The organism is Enterobacter sp. BIGb0383 (assembly GCF_003751845.1).
GTDB lineage: Bacteria > Pseudomonadota > Gammaproteobacteria > Enterobacterales > Enterobacteriaceae > BIGb0383.
The window spans coordinates 213,192-230,958 of record NZ_RJKQ01000001.1 but is presented as its reverse complement, the minus strand read 5'-3'; the positions used below and the strand labels follow the sequence as shown (position 1 = coordinate 230,958).

Genomic DNA, 17,767 nt, shown 5'->3' with positions numbered 1-17,767 from the left:
ATCGTAATGACAGACCGTGGATTAAACGTGGAAAAAGCCCGACCAGTGACCAGACGCAAGCAGCATAATATTTTTACCGAACGTCTTGAGGCGCGGCGGGAACAGCTTACCCCGCAGCAGCTGAAGGTCGCGCAGTATATTGGCGACCACAGTGCCGCCATGATGGAGAAGTCCGCGATGGAGATAGCCCAGCTCACCGGCTCATCCGATGCCACCGTGATCCGCACGATTCAGGCCCTGGGCTTCGCCGGCCTGCGCGATCTTAAAAACGTGCTAAGCCGCATTTTCGGCAGGACACTCAGCAGCTCGGCACGCATTGCGTCCACCGTGCATGAACTCTCGCCCGATATTAATGCCAGCATCGGTTTTGTGGTTGATAGTTACCGTATGACCTGCGATCTGCTGAGTGGGGAAGAAAATAGCAAAGCGATAACCCACGCCACCGGCCTGCTGCACGGCGCCGAACGCATTGCCATCTTTGGTATTGGCGCCTCAGCGCTGCTGGCCGATTACGCCAGCCGTCTGTTTAACCGCTATGGCAAACCGGCGTACGTACTGAACTGCACCGGGTCATCGCTCAGCGAGCAGTTGATTCATATGCGCCCCGGCGATGTGCTGATCATGATGGTACAGCGCAGTCCGCATCGTGAAGGCACGACCGTCCTGGAAGAAGCGCGCCGTTTTGGGATCCGCATTATTTTACTGACAGGTTCGCGCAACTCGCTGTTCTCACAACATGCCGACTGCACCATTTTTATCCCGCGCAGCGCCGCAGAGGAGAGAATTCCGGTTCATGGTACGCCCATGATCTGTCTTGAGGTGCTGGTTCTCGCCTTAGCGGCGACGGAACCTGCCGTGCCGATAAAAACCATCAACCGCTTGCATGAACTTAATGCCGCCATTCATCGCCCCAGAAAGAAAAGGCATGATGTGGATTGATGGGTGTTGCTGGCGATTGCGTTTTGTCAGACGCCAGCGTGACGTTCTCTGCTGTTCAGAATTTCGGTAAGCTCGCTGATTTCTGGGGTCGTAGACATTTTGACTATCGCCGGAAAAAACAGCTTAGGTGACGGCGTCAGTTCAACCACATGGCACTGCTGCAGATGATAGGCTTCTACCTCTGAGGCAGGCAGCAGCGATGCGGCTTCCAGACCTGACTCCAGACAGTCGATAATCGCTTTAGGCTGGGTGATGTGCATGATGATATTGGGGTATTTGCCATGTTCGGAAAGCAGGTCAATTAATCTTTCGTAGATGCCCGTCCCTTCGTAACGACGCAGCAGGATCAGCGGTAATGCCGTCAGCTGCGAAATATCTATCGGTGCTGTCGGCAACGCTGGCATTATTTTTTTACTGATTATCGCGACCGTTGGCACAGGTGAAAACTCGCAACAGTGAAACGCATCATCCGCGCGTGGTTTTTGAATAAAGGCGACATCAATAAGACCATCATGTAAAAAGCTCTCTAAATTACTGGAGTCTGATACGGTAATACGTAATTCCGTGCCGGGATTCCGTTTATACAACTCAAGAATAATGGGCTGAAAATAAGACTGAAAGAGATGCGTCAAACCAATGCGAAGAAATGCATTTTCCCGCTGAGCGATTTTGACCGTTTCCCGGGCAGCATCTTCTAGCTGGTTAAGGATTTGACAGGTGCGATGATAAAAGTAATTTCCCGCTGCGGTGATTTCTACGCCGTTGCTACTGCGCACCAGCAGCGAAGCGCCAAGCTCATCCTCCAGCTCCTGGATCCGCTTACTTAGTGGGGGCTGGGCCATATTCAGCTGGCGCGCGGCCTCGCTGATCGAGCCATGCTCAATCACTTTACAGAAGTACTTAATCCGTTTTAAATCCATCTGAAATTCACCTTTCCGCGTATCTCGCTTCGCGATTTATAGAGCAGCGCCGTTAAGGTTGTCAATGCAAACATTCTTTGCAATGCTTTAATAACAATTTATTAAACTTAATACTCCTTCTCGATTTAAATACCTGTTTCACTGCCCATACCTTTTTGGTGTAGCCGTTATGATTAAAACGGTATTTGTCCGCACCATTATTAATGGTTTACTTTTTTGTCAGCACTCACTTTCCATTTAATAAGGCATTGCTGATGAAAAATAAAAATCAGAACGATATTCACGATTTGCGCTCCGCGCTGGCGCTACTGCAACGTACGCCGGGTGAATATGTCGAAACCAGCACGGAAGTCGACCCGCAGGCTGAGCTTTCCGGTGTTTATCGCTACGTGGGTGCAGGCGGTACCTGCCAGCGTCCAACCCGCAAAAACGGCCCGGTGATGATGTTTAACACCATTAAAGGCTTCCCGCAGACGCGCGTTGCAATCGGTATCAACGGTTCGCGCAAACGCGTCGGCCAGTTCCTGGACTGTGCAGCGGAGCGGCTGGGCCATCTGCTGAAAGACTCCGTGTTAACCCCCATTGACCCGAAATTGATCCAGGGCGATGCCCTGTGCCAGGAAGTGGTGCACTACGCTGGCGATCCTGATTTCGATCTGCGCACGCTGCTGCCCGCACCCACCAATACCGAAGAGGATGCCGGTCCCTATATCACCATGGGGCTGTGCTATGCCTCCGATCCGGACACCGGAGAATCCGATATCACCATTCATCGTCTGTGCGTACAAAGCCGCGACGAGCTTTCCATGTGGCTGACGCCTGGCCGCCATATCGACGCCTTTCGCATGAAGGCAGAAGCGGCGGGCAAACCGCTGCCGATCTCGATCAGCATCGGCGTTGATCCGGCAATTGAAGTCGCTGCCTGCTTCGAACCACCCACTACCCCACTAGGGTTTGATGAGCTGAGCATCGCCGGTTCCCTGCGCGGACACGCCGTCGAGATGGTGAAGTGCAAAACCATCAACGAGCGTGCGATTGCCCATGCAGAAATTGTTATCGAAGGCGAACTGCTGCCGGATGTGCGGGTACGTGAAGACCAGAATACCAATACGGGCAAGGCAATGCCGGAGTTCCCGGGTTACACCGGCGAAGCCAAAGCCGCGCTGCCGGTGATTAAGGTAAAAGCCGTGACGCACCGTCGCAACCCAATCTGGCGTACGACGATGGGTCCTGGCGAAGAACACGTCAATATGGCGGGTATCCCTACCGAAGCGAGCATCCTGGCCATGGTTGAGCGCGCTATGCCCGGCAAACTGCTTAATGTGTTTGCCCACTCTGCGGGCGGCGGCAAGCTGCTGGCCGTCATGCAGTTTAAAAAAGCCGCGGCGGTCGATGAAGGACGCCAGCGTCAGGCCGCCCTGCTGGCCTTCGCCGCATTCCCGGAGCTTAAACACGTGATTCTGGTCGATGAAGACGTGGATATTTTCGACAGCGACGACGTGATGTGGGCAATGCAAACCCGCTATCAGGGCGATGTCGATACCGTGTTTATTCCCGGCGTGCGCTGCCACCCGCTGGACCCCTCTCAGGCCGCCGGTTACAGCCCTTCAATCACCCAGGATGGTATGTCATGCAAGACCATTTTTGACTGCACCGTGCCATTCCATCTTAAGGCGCATTTCCAGCGCTCGCGCTTTATGGACGTGGATGTGAAGCGTTTTCTGCCGGATTTTGAATAAGGACTCAGTATGACCACAGCACGCATTATTGTTGGCATCAGCGGTGCATCGGGATTTCAGTATGGCGTCAAAGCGCTGGAACTGCTGCGGGGGCACGGGCCTGAGGTCCATCTGGTGGTGTCAAAAGGTGCAGAAAAAACCTGCGAGCTGGAAACCGACTACCACCTTGATGACGTGCTGGCGATGGCGGATGTGGTCCATTCCATCGGCAACCTGGGCGCCGCAATATCCAGCGGCTCTTTTAAAACGCTCGGGATGCTGGTGGCACCCTGCTCCATGCGCTCACTCGGCAGTATTGCCCACAGCCTGACGGACAACCTGCTGACGCGTGCAGCGGACGTGGTGCTCAAAGAGCGCCGTCGTCTGGTGCTGATGGTGCGCGAGACGCCGCTTAACCTGAGCCATATCCGCAATATGCAATCGGTCACGGAGATGGGCGGCGTTATCTTTCCGCCCGTACCAGCGCTGTATCAGCGCCCAAAAACGCTGGATGAGATTGTTACGCACAGCGTGGTGCGCGCGCTGGACCTGTTTGGCCTCGACGTGCGTAGCATCCCTCGCTGGGGCGAAGAGGGACTGCCCGCGCAGCCGGAAAATACAATTCGCTAAGGAAATTTTATGTTGATCGGACCGTATGTTAACGGTGCCGCGGTGATTGCAGGCGGCCTGCTCGGCGCACTGGCAAGCGGCGCTATTTCAGAGCGGGTAAAGAACTCCTTACCGCTTATCTTTGGGCTTTGCTCGGTAGGCCTCGGCATCAATCTGGTGATTCAGGTGAAGTACATGCCCGCCGTGGTACTGGCAACGATTATCGGCACGGCCATCGGCGAAATACTCTATGTGGAACGCGGGATCGGTAAAGCGGCGGGCTCCACCCGCTCGCTGATTAATGCAGTACTGCCTCCGGTAAAAGGGTTAACCCAGGATCAATTTACCGAGAAGTTTGTCGCCATTTTGGTGCTGTTCTGTGCCAGCGGCACCGGCATTTTCGGCGCCATGCACGAAGGGATGACCGGCGATCCGTCCATTCTCTATATCAAAACGGTGCTGGATTTCTTCACCGCCGCGATTTTCGCCACCATGCTCGGCTTCTCGGTAATGACTATCGGCCTGCCGCTGATTGTTATTCAGGTCGCACTGGCGATGCTCGCGTCGGAGATCCTGCCGATGATATCGCCTGAAATGATGGCGGACTTCTCATGCGCAGGCGGACTGCTGATGGTCGCCACAGGGTTGCGTATCAGTAACATCAAGACATTCCCTGTCGCCAATATGCTACCGGCCCTGGTACTGGTGATGCCGCTCTCATGGCTGTGGGCGCATTTCATTGCCTGATCTGGACCTTGCCCGGCGTCTGCCGGGCTTTAAGTCTGAAATACCGCCAGGCGCTTACATGACGTCAGCGACATGCGAATTGTTTATGAAAAGGGAGAAACAAATGTCTGAACTACAAGGAAAACATCTTATCGTCATCGGCGGCAGTTCCGGGATCGGCTTTGCCGTCGCGCAGCTTGCAGGCCTGCAGGGCGCGGCGATCACGCTGATTGGTCGCAGCCAGGCGCGGCTGGATCAGGCTCGGGCTCTGCTGGTCGCGCAGGGCACCAAAGTGCGCGAGCTGGTGGTGTGCGATGCGCATGACCATACCGCCTTAACTGACTGTTTCAGCCGGTTGCCACCCTTTGACCACCTTGTATCCATGATCGGCGATGCCATGGGCGGTAGCTTTCTCGCCGCAGATATGGCAACCATTGAACAGGTCATTCACTCAAAATTCCTGACTAATGTCTTAATTGGCAAGCTGGCAGCGAAAAAGCTCAGGCCTGGAGGTTCTGTGACCTTCACCAGCGGCACAGGTGGTCGGGCGCAACACGCCTGCGCAAGCTACGTTGGCAATCTGGGTATTCAGGCGCTGGCACAGGGACTGGCTGCGGAAATCGCCCCTCGGGGCAGAGTGAATGCCGTTGCACCGACATGGACCGTCACCCCCTTCTGGCGTGAGCAGCCTGAAGAACAGGTGGAAGCAACCCGACAGCATTTCGCCAGCGTTATTCCACTGGGACGTACGGCAGAGATTGACGAACTTGCATCCGCTTATCTGTTCCTGATGACGAACGATTTTATTACCGGGCAGCAGCTGGCCGTCGATGGCGGCATTATGCTGGGTTAACGCCTGTGATAAAAAAGGCGTTGAATGAAGGCAAGAAGCCCCGAAAAGGGCTTCTTCGAAGCTTAAACAGTTACTTATCTGACCGGGTCAGGCGTGTGGAAGGACGCTTCACCTTTAGACTCTCACCAACGTAACGGCCATCAACGATTTTAATCTCACCCGCAGCAAGCTTATTTTTGATGTCACGACCTGCAGCTGCATGGAGTCGCTTGCCCATCTCAAGTGAGAGTGAGGTAAGGTGGAGATCGGTAACTTTCAGTTGTGATGACATAACCTCTGCTCCCTGTTGTGGTATCACTGAATGCCTGCCAGCCTGTGAAGAGCGTCGAGAATAGCCTGCTTTTCTTATGACCATCAACACCAAGCGCTCGGCAATAAATATCGACTAAATCCGTACTGCGTAATTGAAATGGATCTGGCGCGGCAGAGAATACATAGGCTCCCGCATTGCAAACAGTATAATGTTCAAGAATTGTACTGGCAACGTTGTATAGCGTCCTGCCGCCCATTATTCCAGGATGCTGAATATGCTGAAACCCTTTAAAATCCATCGTAAAAGGATCTATTTCATCAAAGACCACACCCCAAACTCCGCTGTCAGGAAATCTAAACTCTGGGTTAACTCTTCGAATATCTATCCCTTTTCGCACTAAGTCGCCCATCGATTCGATCTCTTCAAAACCAACGGCATAGAGCGTGCTACCGATGGCAAATTGACGATAAACCATCCCATCGCCAAACTGATTATTAAATGGTTGCAACCACCGGTATCGGTTGTTCACATAGCGCCTCCTTGCACTCAAAAATGACTTTGATACAGGAGGACCATAATGCCAATATTCATTTGTTAAAAGCCATTTTCCGCCCAAAACGAAACGGGAATGTAACTCTGGAATCTTCCCCGCAAAGTAGAGTGAATGCCCGAAAGGATTTATCACGACAGCATGATATTCATTACTACCGCCGCTCAGGGTCCGCTACTATAAAGCGCCTTAAGCGTTTGTCTTAACCAGACAATCCGCGGATTATGGCTGTTGCGTTTATGCCAGAGCACTGTGCAGGGAACGGCTAACTTGTCGCCTTGCTCTGCAGCAAGCGGCACCGGCCGCGCCACCAGCGGCAGACTATGAAGCTGGTTATAGCGCTGACAATAAAGAGGCGCGGTCGTCAGTAACTCATGACCAGGTTGGGCAGCGGCAAAGAGAGATTGTTCAAAGCCGGGCATACTCAAAGCGACATGACGGTGATGCCCCATTTCCTGCAACACATAGTCCAGCGCCCACAGGTCACTTTGCTCCCAGCAGGTATTGATATGGGAATAGCGCAGAAACGCCTCCAGATCCCATTCATCGCGCAAGGCCGGGTGATCGTCCCGTAGCCAGACCTGGGGTAAATCAGAAAACAGGACTTCATGATCGATCGATAAAGGCAGCAGGCTCAACAATTCACGCGAACGAGGATGGCTCTCACGGCCGGTCAGGGCAATGTCAATTTCCCCACGGGTTATCGCATCCAGCGAGTCATAATCCCAGTTTCGAACCTTGATGCTCGCCCGAGGATAACGCTGATAGATCTGCATGGATAACGCATTGAACTGACTCATGATTAATGCCGGTTCTGCTGCAATCTCAAATTTGAGACCGTCAGGCGTCTCATGGTTCGCTTTATCCAGAAGCTGGTTACCCCGCTGTAACCAGTCGGCAAGATCCTTTTCCATACTGATCATCAGCGTCGTAGGCGCAATTCCGAGGGGCGTATTCACAAACAGGGGATCGCCAAACCAGTCCCTGAGCTTTGACAGGGATTTACTCATCGCCGACGGCGTCTGGTTCATCAGCTTTGCTGCCCTGCTCACACTGCGTTCCTGCATCAGCAGTTGCAGACATACCAACAAATTAAGATTGAGGCTGGTAATCGACTTGTTCATTGTCAGGTAACGATCTGTTATGTGGAAAAATGATAATCAGTAAAAGACTGATAATACCGCAGCCGACAAGGGCACCCGTCAGCATATTCAGAGAGCTAAAACCTGCCACTGCCGACGCAGAGATCCACAATGACGAACCGCAGACCTGGGCAATGCCAAGCACTGAGCTGGCCACCCCCGCACGTCGGGAAAATGGCCCCAGCGCCTGACTAACCGCCACGCCGAAGCCCAGGGGGAAACCGACGCAAATCAGCGATAAGCCCACCAGCACCATCGCATCGGTGGCGCTCATCGCGAGGACAATGCCTGCAGTCAAAAACAGGAGCTGAGAGAACATCATTAACGTGCGTGGTTTAAGAAAGCTCAGGGCAAACGGCGTGGTAAAGGACACCGCCATACTGATGACGGAGGTCAATGCCATGATCGTGGCGTATCCGCTCCGTTCAAAGCGCATATATTCCATAAGCAGCACGGGTGAAGTGTTCACAAAGGTGAGGATGACAGAAATGCTCAGCGTGGTCACCACCACACGGCTGATAAAGAAGCGTGCGGTCAGAGACTCTGCTACAGGCGTCTCAGACATCCGTGATGCTGACTGTTGATGCCGGGTTTCCCTGAGGATAAAAACAGAAAGCATCAGAACCAACGCGCCCATACCGGCCATAAGATAAAACAGGCTTTGCCAGGGGAAGCTACGCATCAGCAGATACCCCAGAACCGGTGCCAGCACGGGCACAATGCAGATAATACCGTTCAGCAACGACAAGACTTTTTCACGACGCCGGTCTTCCAGGACATCGCGCATAATGGCGTATGAAACCACGTAACAGCACCCTGCTCCCACGCCCTGAACAAAGCGGCCAGCCATAAACACCGTGCCGGACTGAGCAAGCCCGCACAGCGCCGACGCAAAAATAAAAATCAGCGCACCGGCAATGGCGACGGGTCGTCGTCCGGATCGATCGGCACCTTTCCCGGCAAAAAACATCGCCAGCGCCATCCCCACAAGATAGAGCGAAAACGCGATATGCAACTGGGATTCGCTGGCGTTCAGACCTGACGCGATTTCAGGTAAACCAACAAGATACATATCGATACCGGCAGGATAGAGCAACACAAGAGCAAAGCTGCAGATAAGAAAGCGCACGATCATATTCCCGGAAGTTACAGAAGGCCTCAAGGATAAGGGAAGCGGATTCGATGCGTGAATTGCCATTCAGACAACGGTACTTTCCTGAAAGGAAAACACCTGCATCGCTACCCTATCCTGTCCTGATATCCGGTTTCCGCCTGTTGCTGCATCGACGCTTTGATTAAATCGAGCATGACGTTAAACGCAGGATTATCGTTGTCATCGCGCCAGGCCAGATAGAGCAGGCTCTCAATACCAGCCGGCAGCGCAATTGCCCGGAATATCATCTTATCAAACTGAATACGGGCGGCGCTTTCAGGCACCAGTGCGACGCCCATCCCGGCGTTAACCAGCGATAAAATCGTCAGCGTCGAGCCAATATGCTGCACATAATCTGGCTGAATAGCATGTGAACGGAACATGCCCGCCAGCAGTTCATAGAAGGGCTGCCAGGCAGAGAGCGCGTACATAATAAACGGCTGCTTATCGAGATGGGCAATCGACAATTCCACCTGAGTAGCCAGCGGGTGCTGAGACGGCACGGCCAGCACGAAAGGTTCGCGCACCAGCAACTCACTCTGCACACCGGTCAACGCAGAAGGCGCACGCACCAGGCCAATATCGCTTTGGCGTAAACGCAGCGCTTCAAATTGCTCGCCGGTCGTCATCTCCCTGAGCGAAATGTCGATATGCGGATAACGCATCTTTCCTTCAGCCACCACCCTCGGCAGAAATTCGTATACCGAGCTTGCGACAAAGCTGATGTTGACCGAGCCACTGCTGCCCTGGGCCATCTTCTGCGCGTTCAGCGTGGCGACATGGGCACGCTGTAAGAGATCCTGCGCTTCGATAAAGAAACGGCGGCCCGCAGCAGTCAGCACGACCGAGCGGGTTGAGCGGTCAAACAGTTCCACGCCCAGCTGATGTTCAAGCAACTGGATCTGCCTGCTGAGCGGTGGCTGCGTCATATTTAACCGTTTTGCCGCCCGCGAAAAATTCAGCTCGGTTGCAACGGCCAGAAAAAATCGTAGTTGGCTTAACTCGAACATTTATACAAATCCAGCATAAATCAATTCTCTTATTGGATTAGACAGTATGAGTCCAGGCGAGCAATTTGGTAAAGCCCCCCTGATAACTAAAAATGAGGTCTGATTTATGTCCACTGTACAAACTCCTGCCGACGCTTTTGACCGTATTAGCTGGATCAAACTCTCTTCCGTTAACGTACCGCTGAACACCGCGGTAAGCGATGCGAAAGTGCTGACCGGTCGCCAGAATGCCTTGAAAGATGTGGCGTTACTGATTGCTGAGATTGAAACAGAACAGGGCTATCGCGGCCTTGGATTTACCTACACGCTGCGTAATGGCGGTCCGGCACAGTTCAGCCACGCAAAAGAGATGGCACCGCTGCTGATTGGCGAAGATCCTAATGATATTTCTCGTCTGTGGAACAAACTGGTGTGGGCGGGTGCGTCCGTTGGCCGCAGCGGCCTGGCGACGCAGGCTATCGCCGCATTCGATACCGCGCTGTGGGATTTGAAAGCCAAACGAGCCGGGCTGTCGCTGGCGAAACTGCTGGGTTCACAGCGTAACGAAGTGCGTTGTTACAACACCTCCGGCGGCTACCTGCAGGCCTCGGTGGATGAAATTATCGACAAATCCCGCGCCTCGCTGGCACGCGGAATTGGCGGCATCAAAATGAAAGTGGGTCATCCGGATCGCCGTCAGGATCTACAGCGCGTTGACGCTATTCGTAAAGCGCTGGGCGATGACACGCCGCTGATGGTTGACGTTAACCAGCAGTGGGACCGCACGACCGCGCTACGTATGGGTCTGGCGATGGAGCAGTACAATCTGCAATGGATTGAAGAGCCGCTGGATGCCTACGACGTCGAAGGCCACCGTATGCTCTCTTCCCACCTGGTGACGCCGGTCGGCACGGGTGAAATGCTGACCAGCGCGGGCGAAGTCGCTGAATACATCCGTCAGGGTGCTGTCGACTTAGTGATGCACGACGCGCCGCGCGTTGGCGGTATCACGCCGTTCCTGAAAGTGCAGCAAATGGCCGAAGACTACGGTCTGATGATTGCACCTCACTTCGTGATGGAAATACACCTGCATCTGGCGGCCGCCTATGCCCACGAAACCTGGGTGGAACATTTCGAGTGGCTGGAACCGGTATTTAACGAACGCCTGGAAATTCATGACGGAAAAATGCTGGTCCCGACACGTCCAGGCCTGGGTCTGTCGTTGCATGAACAAACCGCCAGTTGGACGACGGCAAGCGTTGAAACTGGAAAACGTCATTAATGATATGACGGGCTAAAAGCCCACAGCCATTATACAGACTGGCACCTTACTGAATATATCGGGGATATTCTCCGCTGCCGGCGTGCGCCTGCAAACGCGCCCGGCCTCGTTCTTATTATTTATCTGTACGAGGGCTGTTTTAAAAATAATCAGACAGAACACTGTATTCTGTAAAGAGGTTTTCAATGACCCACCCTACAACGCAATCAATAAAACATAATAGCCATACTCGTTACGTTATATTAGTCATCGTCTTTTTAATCACCAGCGTCAACTACGCTGACCGTGCCACGCTCTCCATCGCCGGGAGCTCCGTTGCCAGTGAGCTGGGGCTTGATCCGGGCGACATGGGATTAATATTCTCAGCCTTTGGCTGGGCTTATCTGATTATGCAGATCCCGGGCGGTTGGCTGCTCGATAAATACGGCTCGAAAAAGGTCTACACCTGGAGTCTGTTTTTCTGGTCGCTTTTCACTTTCCTGCAAGGTTTTGTCGAGCTGATGCCGCTCGCATGGACGCTAACCAGCCTCTTCTTCCTGCGCTTTATGCTGGGGTTTTCAGAGGCACCGTCTTTCCCGGCAAACGCCCGTATTGTCGCCGCCTGGTTCCCGACCCACGAACGTGCGACGGCAACGGCCTGTTTTAACGCCGGGCAGTATTTCGCGCTGGCGCTATTCTCTCCGCTGCTTGGTTGGCTGACCTATGCCTGGGGCTGGCAGCATGTCTTTACCGTGATGGGGGTTATTGGCTTTATTCTGACCTTTATTTGGGTGCGCTACATTCATAACCCTGGCGAGCATCCCCATATCTCTCAGCAGGAGCTGCAATATATCACCGACGGCGGTGCCGTTATTGATATGGATACCCGAACGGGGTCGAAAAAATCCTCCGGCGGCTGGAATGCAGCGAAACAAATGCTCACTAATCGCATGTTGATGGGGGTGTTTTTTGGGCAATACTTTATCAACAGCATCACGTGGTTTTTCCTGACCTGGTTCCCGATTTACCTGGTTCAGGAACGCGGCATGTCAATTCTGAACGTGGGCTTTATTGCCTCCATTCCCGCGCTTTGCGGCTTTGCTGGCGGTATTCTCGGCGGAGTCAGTTCTGACTGGTTACTGAAACGCGGGATGAGCCTTACCGCCGCCCGTAAAATTCCCATCGTCTTTGGCATGCTGTTGGCAACGTCCCTGATTCTGTGTAACTACACCGAAAGCCATGTGGTTGTTGTCTCCCTTATGGCACTGGCCTTTTTTGGCAAAGGATTCGGTGCGCTGGGCTGGACGGTGGTGTCAGATATCGCGCCAAGAGAGGCGGTGGGCCTGTGCGGCGGTCTCTTCAATGCCTTCGGCAACGTCGCGTCTATTGCCACTCCGCTGGTGATTGGCTACCTGGTCAAGGAGCTGCATTCCTTCAGCGGTGCGCTGATTTTCGTCGGCGCATCTGCGGTGGCGGCAATGCTTTGCTATCTGCTGGTCGTCGGTAAAATCACCCGCATGGAACTGAAAGTGTCAGCCTGAGGATAATAAAGCGCGTTCTCTGCCAGGGTCGCTGGCAGAGAACCGAATAACGGCCAGAGTTCAGCGAAGAAGACTATGCAGTGAAAAAATAATCAGTAGCGCCCCGCCGGTAATATTCACATACTTTTTAAGCACAAACGGGCTGGCTTTTTGCGCAGAGAAAACCAGTATCTGACTAATAACGATAAGCCAGATACTCATTACCGCGACGTGAACAGACGCCAGGGTTAAGTAATTACCGACGCCGCCGGAGGTTCCGGCAAAACGGGAAACAACCGTCAGGTAAAAAACAATGGCCTTTGGATTGAGCACATTCGCGAGCCAGGCTTCTTTTAACGTCACCGGCGTCTGGCTGTTTCGGGTTGGGTATTGCTTTGCATTCCAGCCACTGCGGATAAGCATTCCGCCCAGCCAGAGAAGATACAGCGTTCCGGCAATTTTCAGGACACCGTAAATCGCTGGCGATGAGGCAATCGCGGCGGTGATACCCAATCCGATCAGCAGCGCGTGGGTGTAAATACCCAGCGCGGTTCCCGCCAGCGTTTTAAAAAGTCCTTTGCGTCCCCCTGCCAGCGCGCTGCTCATCACCAGCGTGAAACTTGCGCCAGGAGAGAGTGCAACGGGCAGGAGTGCAGGCATAAAGCCGAGAAGGTTGATATCCATAGGCTGTGAATACTAAGCGAGATTTTAGTCAGCTGCCACTCTGTGACTTAATGGACGACGGCTTTATCCCGGATAGAATGCTAAAGCGGTGAAATGGCTTCGACAACATGCTGGAAAACGTAAGGGTCAGAAAGCAGTTCAAATGCTTTGTCGTCCGGATAAGTCACTGCCACGTGATAGTTTTCCCCGGCAAATGCCTTTATCGATTGTATATCCTGCCAGTAAGTTGCCAGAAAAAAATGCTCCCGATTTCCCTGGGTTTCCCTGCGCACGAAAGCGCCTCTGTTTCCCGGGATACTTCTTGAATGCTCCACGCCCGTCTTCTCAAGATGATTCGCAAAACCTTCCGCATATTTAAGCGGAACACAACCGTGCCAGGTTCTTACAATCATTCGCTTTTCCTCTTTTGATGGTCAGAATATAACCCTATCACCAAAAGCCAGCGTTTTGAAAGCTGGCTGCTGGCTGAAATCACCAGCAGCGACAGGCCTGATATACGGTAATAAAACGTCAGGCCGGATGGTGCCCGAAGCCGATCTCACTTAAACCCATATTCAATGCGTCATACGCACGGCCCGGTGGCACATCCGTACATCATAAACAGCGGAAATAACGGTAACAGTGGGATCAGTGCGACGTTACCCAGGGCGCTCAGGGTTTGGGTTTTATCATTGATTGATACCACCACCGGCTGCTGCAGCAGGTAAGGGGGCGCAAGCTCCGGGGCGTAAGATGAGGACCAGGAACCCGCGGCTTTAAACAGAACCCCGAGGCGGTCGTTATCGATCTGAACCGCCTTATACTCACTGACCAGCGCGGTCTGCTGCCCGGCATCCAGTTTATGCTTATCCATCACCACCAGGTACTCCGCCGTCACCTCATGCTGCTTCACCACAAAGTTAACCCGAACCCCTAAGGACTGCTGATGAAAGCGGTCATAAAATGTATTAAAACGCTGATACTCCTGCGGCGTGCCGGTGCGGTTAAACAGGTAGCGATATTTAGCGGAGCTGGCGACAAGGCCGGACGCAAGAGGTTTGACAGCAATAATCGTATCGGTGGGAGGCAAATTTGGCGCACTGGTACAGCCTGTCAGCAGCATCACTGCCAGCAACAATACATATTTCAACATTTCAACCATTCCTTTTGACGAACGTCTCTGTGAAACCGGGTGCCAGCAGATCTGACGGCACTTTAGTCCGACATCATGTGCCTTTAAGCTAACGCGTCATAGAAATTTGTAAATACCGGCACTCCAGTACTCTTTTCCGGGGTGACAATGTTCTTTCCAGCCAGAGGCGATAAGTTCTTTGGCGATAAGCCGATTCATAATGCCGTGGCCCAGTAGCAGTACAGGGCCGTTGGCGTTTTTAGCCAGAGAATTGAGTAGGTCTGCGGCTTTAACCGCGCGCTTTTTCGCCATTCTGAAGCGCTCAACCTTACGAGAGAGGCCGCAGAGCCACATGATGCGGAAAAAAATCGCCCAGTTCAAAGGGGATAGCCGTAAAGCCGGTATCCGGGATACAGGGAGCTCTGCTTCTCTGAATACGCCGTCGATAATATCGGGGTCGCGCCCCAGAGCTTTCAGGGAAGAGATCGCTCTGGGTAGAGGGCTGCTGACGATCTTCGACGCGCTGGATGCCAGTAATTTGCTGGCCCCCGGAGGCGTATCGCTACCCGTATCTGAGAGATCATATTGTGCAATCCAGTCGATCATTTCAGCGCTCGTTACTTTCGGAAAACCCGTGTAAGTGGGCTTTCCGTGGCGCATCAGAATAATTTCCATATAGTGCTTCTTGTTTATTGTTGTCCGGGATGCTGCACCGTTTGCAAATCCATTCAGATTTTTCCATTCAGGCGGATCATTGGCCTTTTTATGCACTGTCTTTGGATGACGTCTCATCCAGGTAATCAAGATAATCGTTCCAGACCCTCTCAGGGCTGAAATCTTCATACCCTCTTTCATCGGCCATACACTTGCCGGAACCTACAGGAAGTGCAATGCATACTCCTGAATCCCTGATGGATTCCACCTCTTCACGGGTGAGCTGGCTTCCTTTTTTATTGTGGGCATTAATCACCAGAAGCACTAAAGGGGGGATAAAACAGAGTTCCAAGTCTTCATGCATTTTGCTTGCCTCTTACCATTTGAGTAGAAATATCCGCTACAGATGCTGGAATGATCAAATTCTCAGTGTATCAATAACAACCCTCAGCGCGGGCGACACATTGCGATGAGGGTAATAGAGGAATAACCCCTCCATACGCAGGCTGTAACGCTGCATAACCCGGATAAGCCCACCGCGATCCAGGTCGTCTGCAACCAGTTCGACCGGGACATAGGCCAGGCCGAGCCCCAGACGAGCCGCTTCGGCTTCCATATAGCTGTCTGAAAAGACCCACTGGCCCTGCGGCCGGTGTGTGACTTTTTTATCGTCCTGAGTGAGTTCCCACGGATACAGGCTTCCGTCGCCAAACTGGTAGGCAATACAGGGATGTACCGCTAAATCAGCCGGCGTCTGCGGAAACCCGTAGCGTCGGAAATGTTCGGGTGTGGCCACCACCGCCATTTCCATGTCGGGGGTAATACGTACCGCGATCATTCCGTTGCCGACTTCCGGCCCCAGACGCACGCCCGCATCGAATCTCTCCGCGATAATATCGACAAACCGGCTTTCATTCATCAGTTCCAGCCTGATATCCGGGTAGCGCTGTTTAAACACCGCAAGTTTTGGCAGAAGGCATTTATCGATAGCATGCTGGCTGGCGTTGATGCGCACCGTGCCGGAAGGCGTCTGACGATAGTGTTCCAGTGTGGCAAGCCCTGAATCTAAAGCGTCAAACCCGGACAGCGTTGTCTGATAGAGCTGTTCGCCTGCCTGGGTGAGCGATAATCTCCGCGTGGTCCGCACCAGAAGCTGCACGCCCAGCCGTTGTTCGAGGTCGCGTACAGAACGGCTGATCCCTGATTGTGCAAGCCCGATTCGTTGCGCCGCTGCGGTGAAGCTTCCTTCCTGCACCACCAGCATAAACAGATAGAGATCGTTATAGTTTTCACGTTTCGCCATCCACTCCCCCCTTCAGAACGCAATCGCTGCTGAGCAGCTATTTATAACAATATGATATCAATCCTAGCATTTTTCACCCTCTAATCAGCACATTTCCTGCTGACTATAATCGACGCATTGCAACAAAGCACAGCAGCGTTGTCCTTATGAAACCTGTATCCACCACGCGTTTTCAGGGAAACCTTTGATGAATGTTTTCACCCAAAAACTGACCGCCGCACTACCTGCCATGCTGCTATGCGCATCAATAAGTGGAGTCACCACCATGAGCTATGCTGATACGACCAACCCGAATGCACCCGTTTCGATGGTTGAAAAATGGGATAAAACCTTTGCCGAAAGCAACAAGGTGGATCATCGGAAAGTCACCTTCCAGAACCGATACGGGATCACCCTGGTGGGCGATCTTTATATCCCGAAAGACCGTGGAGAACGCAAGCTGGCAGCCATCGCTTTAAGCGGTCCCTTTGGCGCGGTCAAAGAGCAATCCAGCGGCCTGTATGCGCAAACGCTTGCCGAACAGGGCTTTGTGACGCTGGCCTTCGATCCCTCTTATACGGGTGAAAGCGGTGGTCATCCGCGCAATGTCGCCTCCCCGGATATCAATACCGAGGACTTTAGCGCAGCGGTGGATTTCCTTGGGTTACAAAAAGAGGTGGACCGCAATCGCATCGGCCTGCTCGGTATCTGCGGCTGGGGTGGAATGGCGCTGAATGCCGCCGCGATGGACACCCGCGTCAAAGCGGTCGCAACCAGCGTGATGTATGACATGAGTCGCGCGATGGGCCACGGCGTGGGCGATGGTAAAGACCGCTATTCCACCGCCGATCGCCACGCCGTCCTGCAGTATCTGAACGAACAGCGCTGGAAGGATGCCGAAAGCGGCACATTTGCCACGGGCGGCCATGACCTTGCCGTGGACGAGAAGGGCAACGTCACCGCAGCTAAGCGAATTTTGCCGGAAGCCCTGCCTGCAAATCCGCATCCGGTACTGAAAGAGTTCTTTGACTATTACCGGGTGCCGCGTGGTTTCCATGAGCGTTCCGTTAACTCGACGGGCGCATGGACAGCGACAATGCCGCTGTCGTTTATGAATATGCCGCTGCTGAGTTATGCCAGCGAAATCACTATCCCGACGCTTATCGTAACGGGTGAAAAAGCGCACTCGCGCTACTTTGCGGAAGATGCATTCAAGGCTGTGGGCAGCAAAGAGAAAGAGCTGGTAATTGTCCCGGGCGCGAATCATGTCGATTTATATGACAACGCGGCGGGTAAGATACCCTTTGCCCGCTTTGAGCAGTTCTTTAAAACCCACCTGAAATAACCCCGTGAGTCAGTAACGCTTAAAACGTCCTCTGAAGACAAACGTAAGAGGCAAATGT

18 protein-coding genes are annotated in these 17,767 nt (G+C 53.2%); 8 read left to right on the top strand and 10 right to left on the bottom strand.

Translation table 11 applies throughout. From position 1 onward, the window contains the following. Positions 1 to 6 precede the first annotated feature (6 nt). Positions 7 to 939, top strand: coding sequence for a MurR/RpiR family transcriptional regulator (locus tag EDF81_RS01175; RefSeq protein ID WP_123345483.1), 933 nt, complete (start codon positions 7 to 9; stop codon positions 937 to 939). A gap of 26 nt (positions 940 to 965) precedes the next feature. Here EDF81_RS01175 and EDF81_RS01170 read toward each other — a convergent pair whose 3' ends face one another. After that, entirely contained in the window at positions 966 to 1,859 is an 894-nt protein-coding gene (locus tag EDF81_RS01170; protein WP_123345481.1) for a LysR family transcriptional regulator, read from the bottom strand. A gap of 254 nt (positions 1,860 to 2,113) precedes the next feature. Between EDF81_RS01170 and EDF81_RS01165 the strand changes: the two genes are divergently transcribed. The 4 genes from EDF81_RS01165 to EDF81_RS01150 all read left to right on the top strand — a co-directional run bounded on the left by EDF81_RS01165 (position 2,114) and on the right by EDF81_RS01150 (position 5,765). Further along, positions 2,114 to 3,598, top strand: a complete 1,485-nt coding sequence (locus EDF81_RS01165) for a UbiD family decarboxylase (RefSeq protein WP_123345479.1) — start codon at positions 2,114 to 2,116, stop codon at positions 3,596 to 3,598. Between the two features lie 9 nt (positions 3,599 to 3,607). Beyond that, entirely contained in the window at positions 3,608 to 4,207 is a 600-nt protein-coding gene (locus EDF81_RS01160) for a UbiX family flavin prenyltransferase (RefSeq protein WP_123345477.1), read from the top strand. 9 nt (positions 4,208 to 4,216) lie between these two features. Further along, positions 4,217 to 4,933, top strand: a complete 717-nt coding sequence (locus tag EDF81_RS01155; RefSeq protein ID WP_123345476.1) for a DUF554 domain-containing protein — start codon at positions 4,217 to 4,219, stop codon at positions 4,931 to 4,933. Positions 4,934 to 5,036: 103 nt separating this feature from the next. After that, positions 5,037 to 5,765, top strand: coding sequence for an SDR family NAD(P)-dependent oxidoreductase (locus EDF81_RS01150; protein WP_123345474.1), 729 nt, complete (start codon positions 5,037 to 5,039; stop codon positions 5,763 to 5,765). Between the two features lie 218 nt (positions 5,766 to 5,983). On the opposite strand, the gene EDF81_RS23850 is transcribed toward EDF81_RS01150, so the two are convergent. The 4 genes from EDF81_RS23850 to EDF81_RS01130 all read right to left on the bottom strand — a co-directional run bounded on the left by EDF81_RS23850 (position 5,984) and on the right by EDF81_RS01130 (position 9,873). Next, complete coding sequence (locus EDF81_RS23850; RefSeq protein WP_148049892.1) at positions 5,984 to 6,547, bottom strand: hypothetical protein; 564 nt, start codon at positions 6,545 to 6,547, stop codon at positions 5,984 to 5,986. Positions 6,548 to 6,732: 185 nt separating this feature from the next. Further along, on the bottom strand, positions 6,733 to 7,692 hold the full coding sequence (yidZ, locus tag EDF81_RS01140; protein WP_123345470.1) for an HTH-type transcriptional regulator YidZ: 960 nt from the start codon (positions 7,690 to 7,692) through the stop codon (positions 6,733 to 6,735). After that, positions 7,661 to 8,842, bottom strand: a complete 1,182-nt coding sequence (locus EDF81_RS01135; protein ID WP_123347639.1) for an MFS transporter — start codon at positions 8,840 to 8,842, stop codon at positions 7,661 to 7,663. The genes yidZ and EDF81_RS01135 overlap by 32 nt, the downstream gene beginning before the upstream one ends. Before the next feature lie 107 nt (positions 8,843 to 8,949). Further along, positions 8,950 to 9,873, bottom strand: coding sequence for a LysR family transcriptional regulator (locus EDF81_RS01130; protein WP_123345468.1), 924 nt, complete (start codon positions 9,871 to 9,873; stop codon positions 8,950 to 8,952). Positions 9,874 to 9,979: 106 nt separating this feature from the next. On the opposite strand from EDF81_RS01130, the gene EDF81_RS01125 reads away from it, so the two are divergent. Both EDF81_RS01125 and EDF81_RS01120 read left to right on the top strand, forming a co-directional pair. Next, positions 9,980 to 11,134, top strand: coding sequence for an L-talarate/galactarate dehydratase (locus EDF81_RS01125; protein WP_123345466.1), 1,155 nt, complete (start codon positions 9,980 to 9,982; stop codon positions 11,132 to 11,134). Positions 11,135 to 11,319: 185 nt separating this feature from the next. Continuing rightward, positions 11,320 to 12,654, top strand: coding sequence for an MFS transporter (locus tag EDF81_RS01120; RefSeq protein WP_123345464.1), 1,335 nt, complete (start codon positions 11,320 to 11,322; stop codon positions 12,652 to 12,654). 60 nt (positions 12,655 to 12,714) lie between these two features. On the opposite strand, the gene EDF81_RS01115 is transcribed toward EDF81_RS01120, so the two are convergent. The 5 genes from EDF81_RS01115 to EDF81_RS01090 form a co-directional block, all read right to left on the bottom strand. Then, positions 12,715 to 13,317, bottom strand: coding sequence for a LysE family translocator (locus tag EDF81_RS01115; RefSeq protein WP_123345463.1), 603 nt, complete (start codon positions 13,315 to 13,317; stop codon positions 12,715 to 12,717). An 80-nt stretch (positions 13,318 to 13,397) separates the two neighbouring features. After that, positions 13,398 to 13,709, bottom strand: a complete 312-nt coding sequence (locus EDF81_RS01110) for an antibiotic biosynthesis monooxygenase (protein WP_123345461.1) — start codon at positions 13,707 to 13,709, stop codon at positions 13,398 to 13,400. Positions 13,710 to 13,879: 170 nt separating this feature from the next. Next, positions 13,880 to 14,449: a hypothetical protein gene (locus EDF81_RS01105; protein WP_123345459.1), complete on the bottom strand. Its 570-nt coding sequence runs from the start codon at positions 14,447 to 14,449 to the stop codon at positions 13,880 to 13,882. Positions 14,450 to 14,545: 96 nt separating this feature from the next. Beyond that, the gene (locus EDF81_RS01100) at positions 14,546 to 15,271 is read right to left on the bottom strand and encodes a phosphoglycerate mutase family protein (RefSeq protein WP_311316593.1); all 726 of its coding nucleotides are present in this window, start codon (positions 15,269 to 15,271) and stop codon (positions 14,546 to 14,548) included. A gap of 229 nt (positions 15,272 to 15,500) precedes the next feature. After that, the gene (locus EDF81_RS01090) at positions 15,501 to 16,385 is read right to left on the bottom strand and encodes a LysR family transcriptional regulator (protein WP_123345457.1); all 885 of its coding nucleotides are present in this window, start codon (positions 16,383 to 16,385) and stop codon (positions 15,501 to 15,503) included. A 187-nt stretch (positions 16,386 to 16,572) separates the two neighbouring features. Here EDF81_RS01090 and EDF81_RS01085 point away from each other — a divergent pair, with 187 nt between their 5' ends. After that, positions 16,573 to 17,709, top strand: a complete 1,137-nt coding sequence (locus EDF81_RS01085; RefSeq protein WP_123345456.1) for an alpha/beta hydrolase — start codon at positions 16,573 to 16,575, stop codon at positions 17,707 to 17,709. Positions 17,710 to 17,767 lie beyond the last annotated feature (58 nt).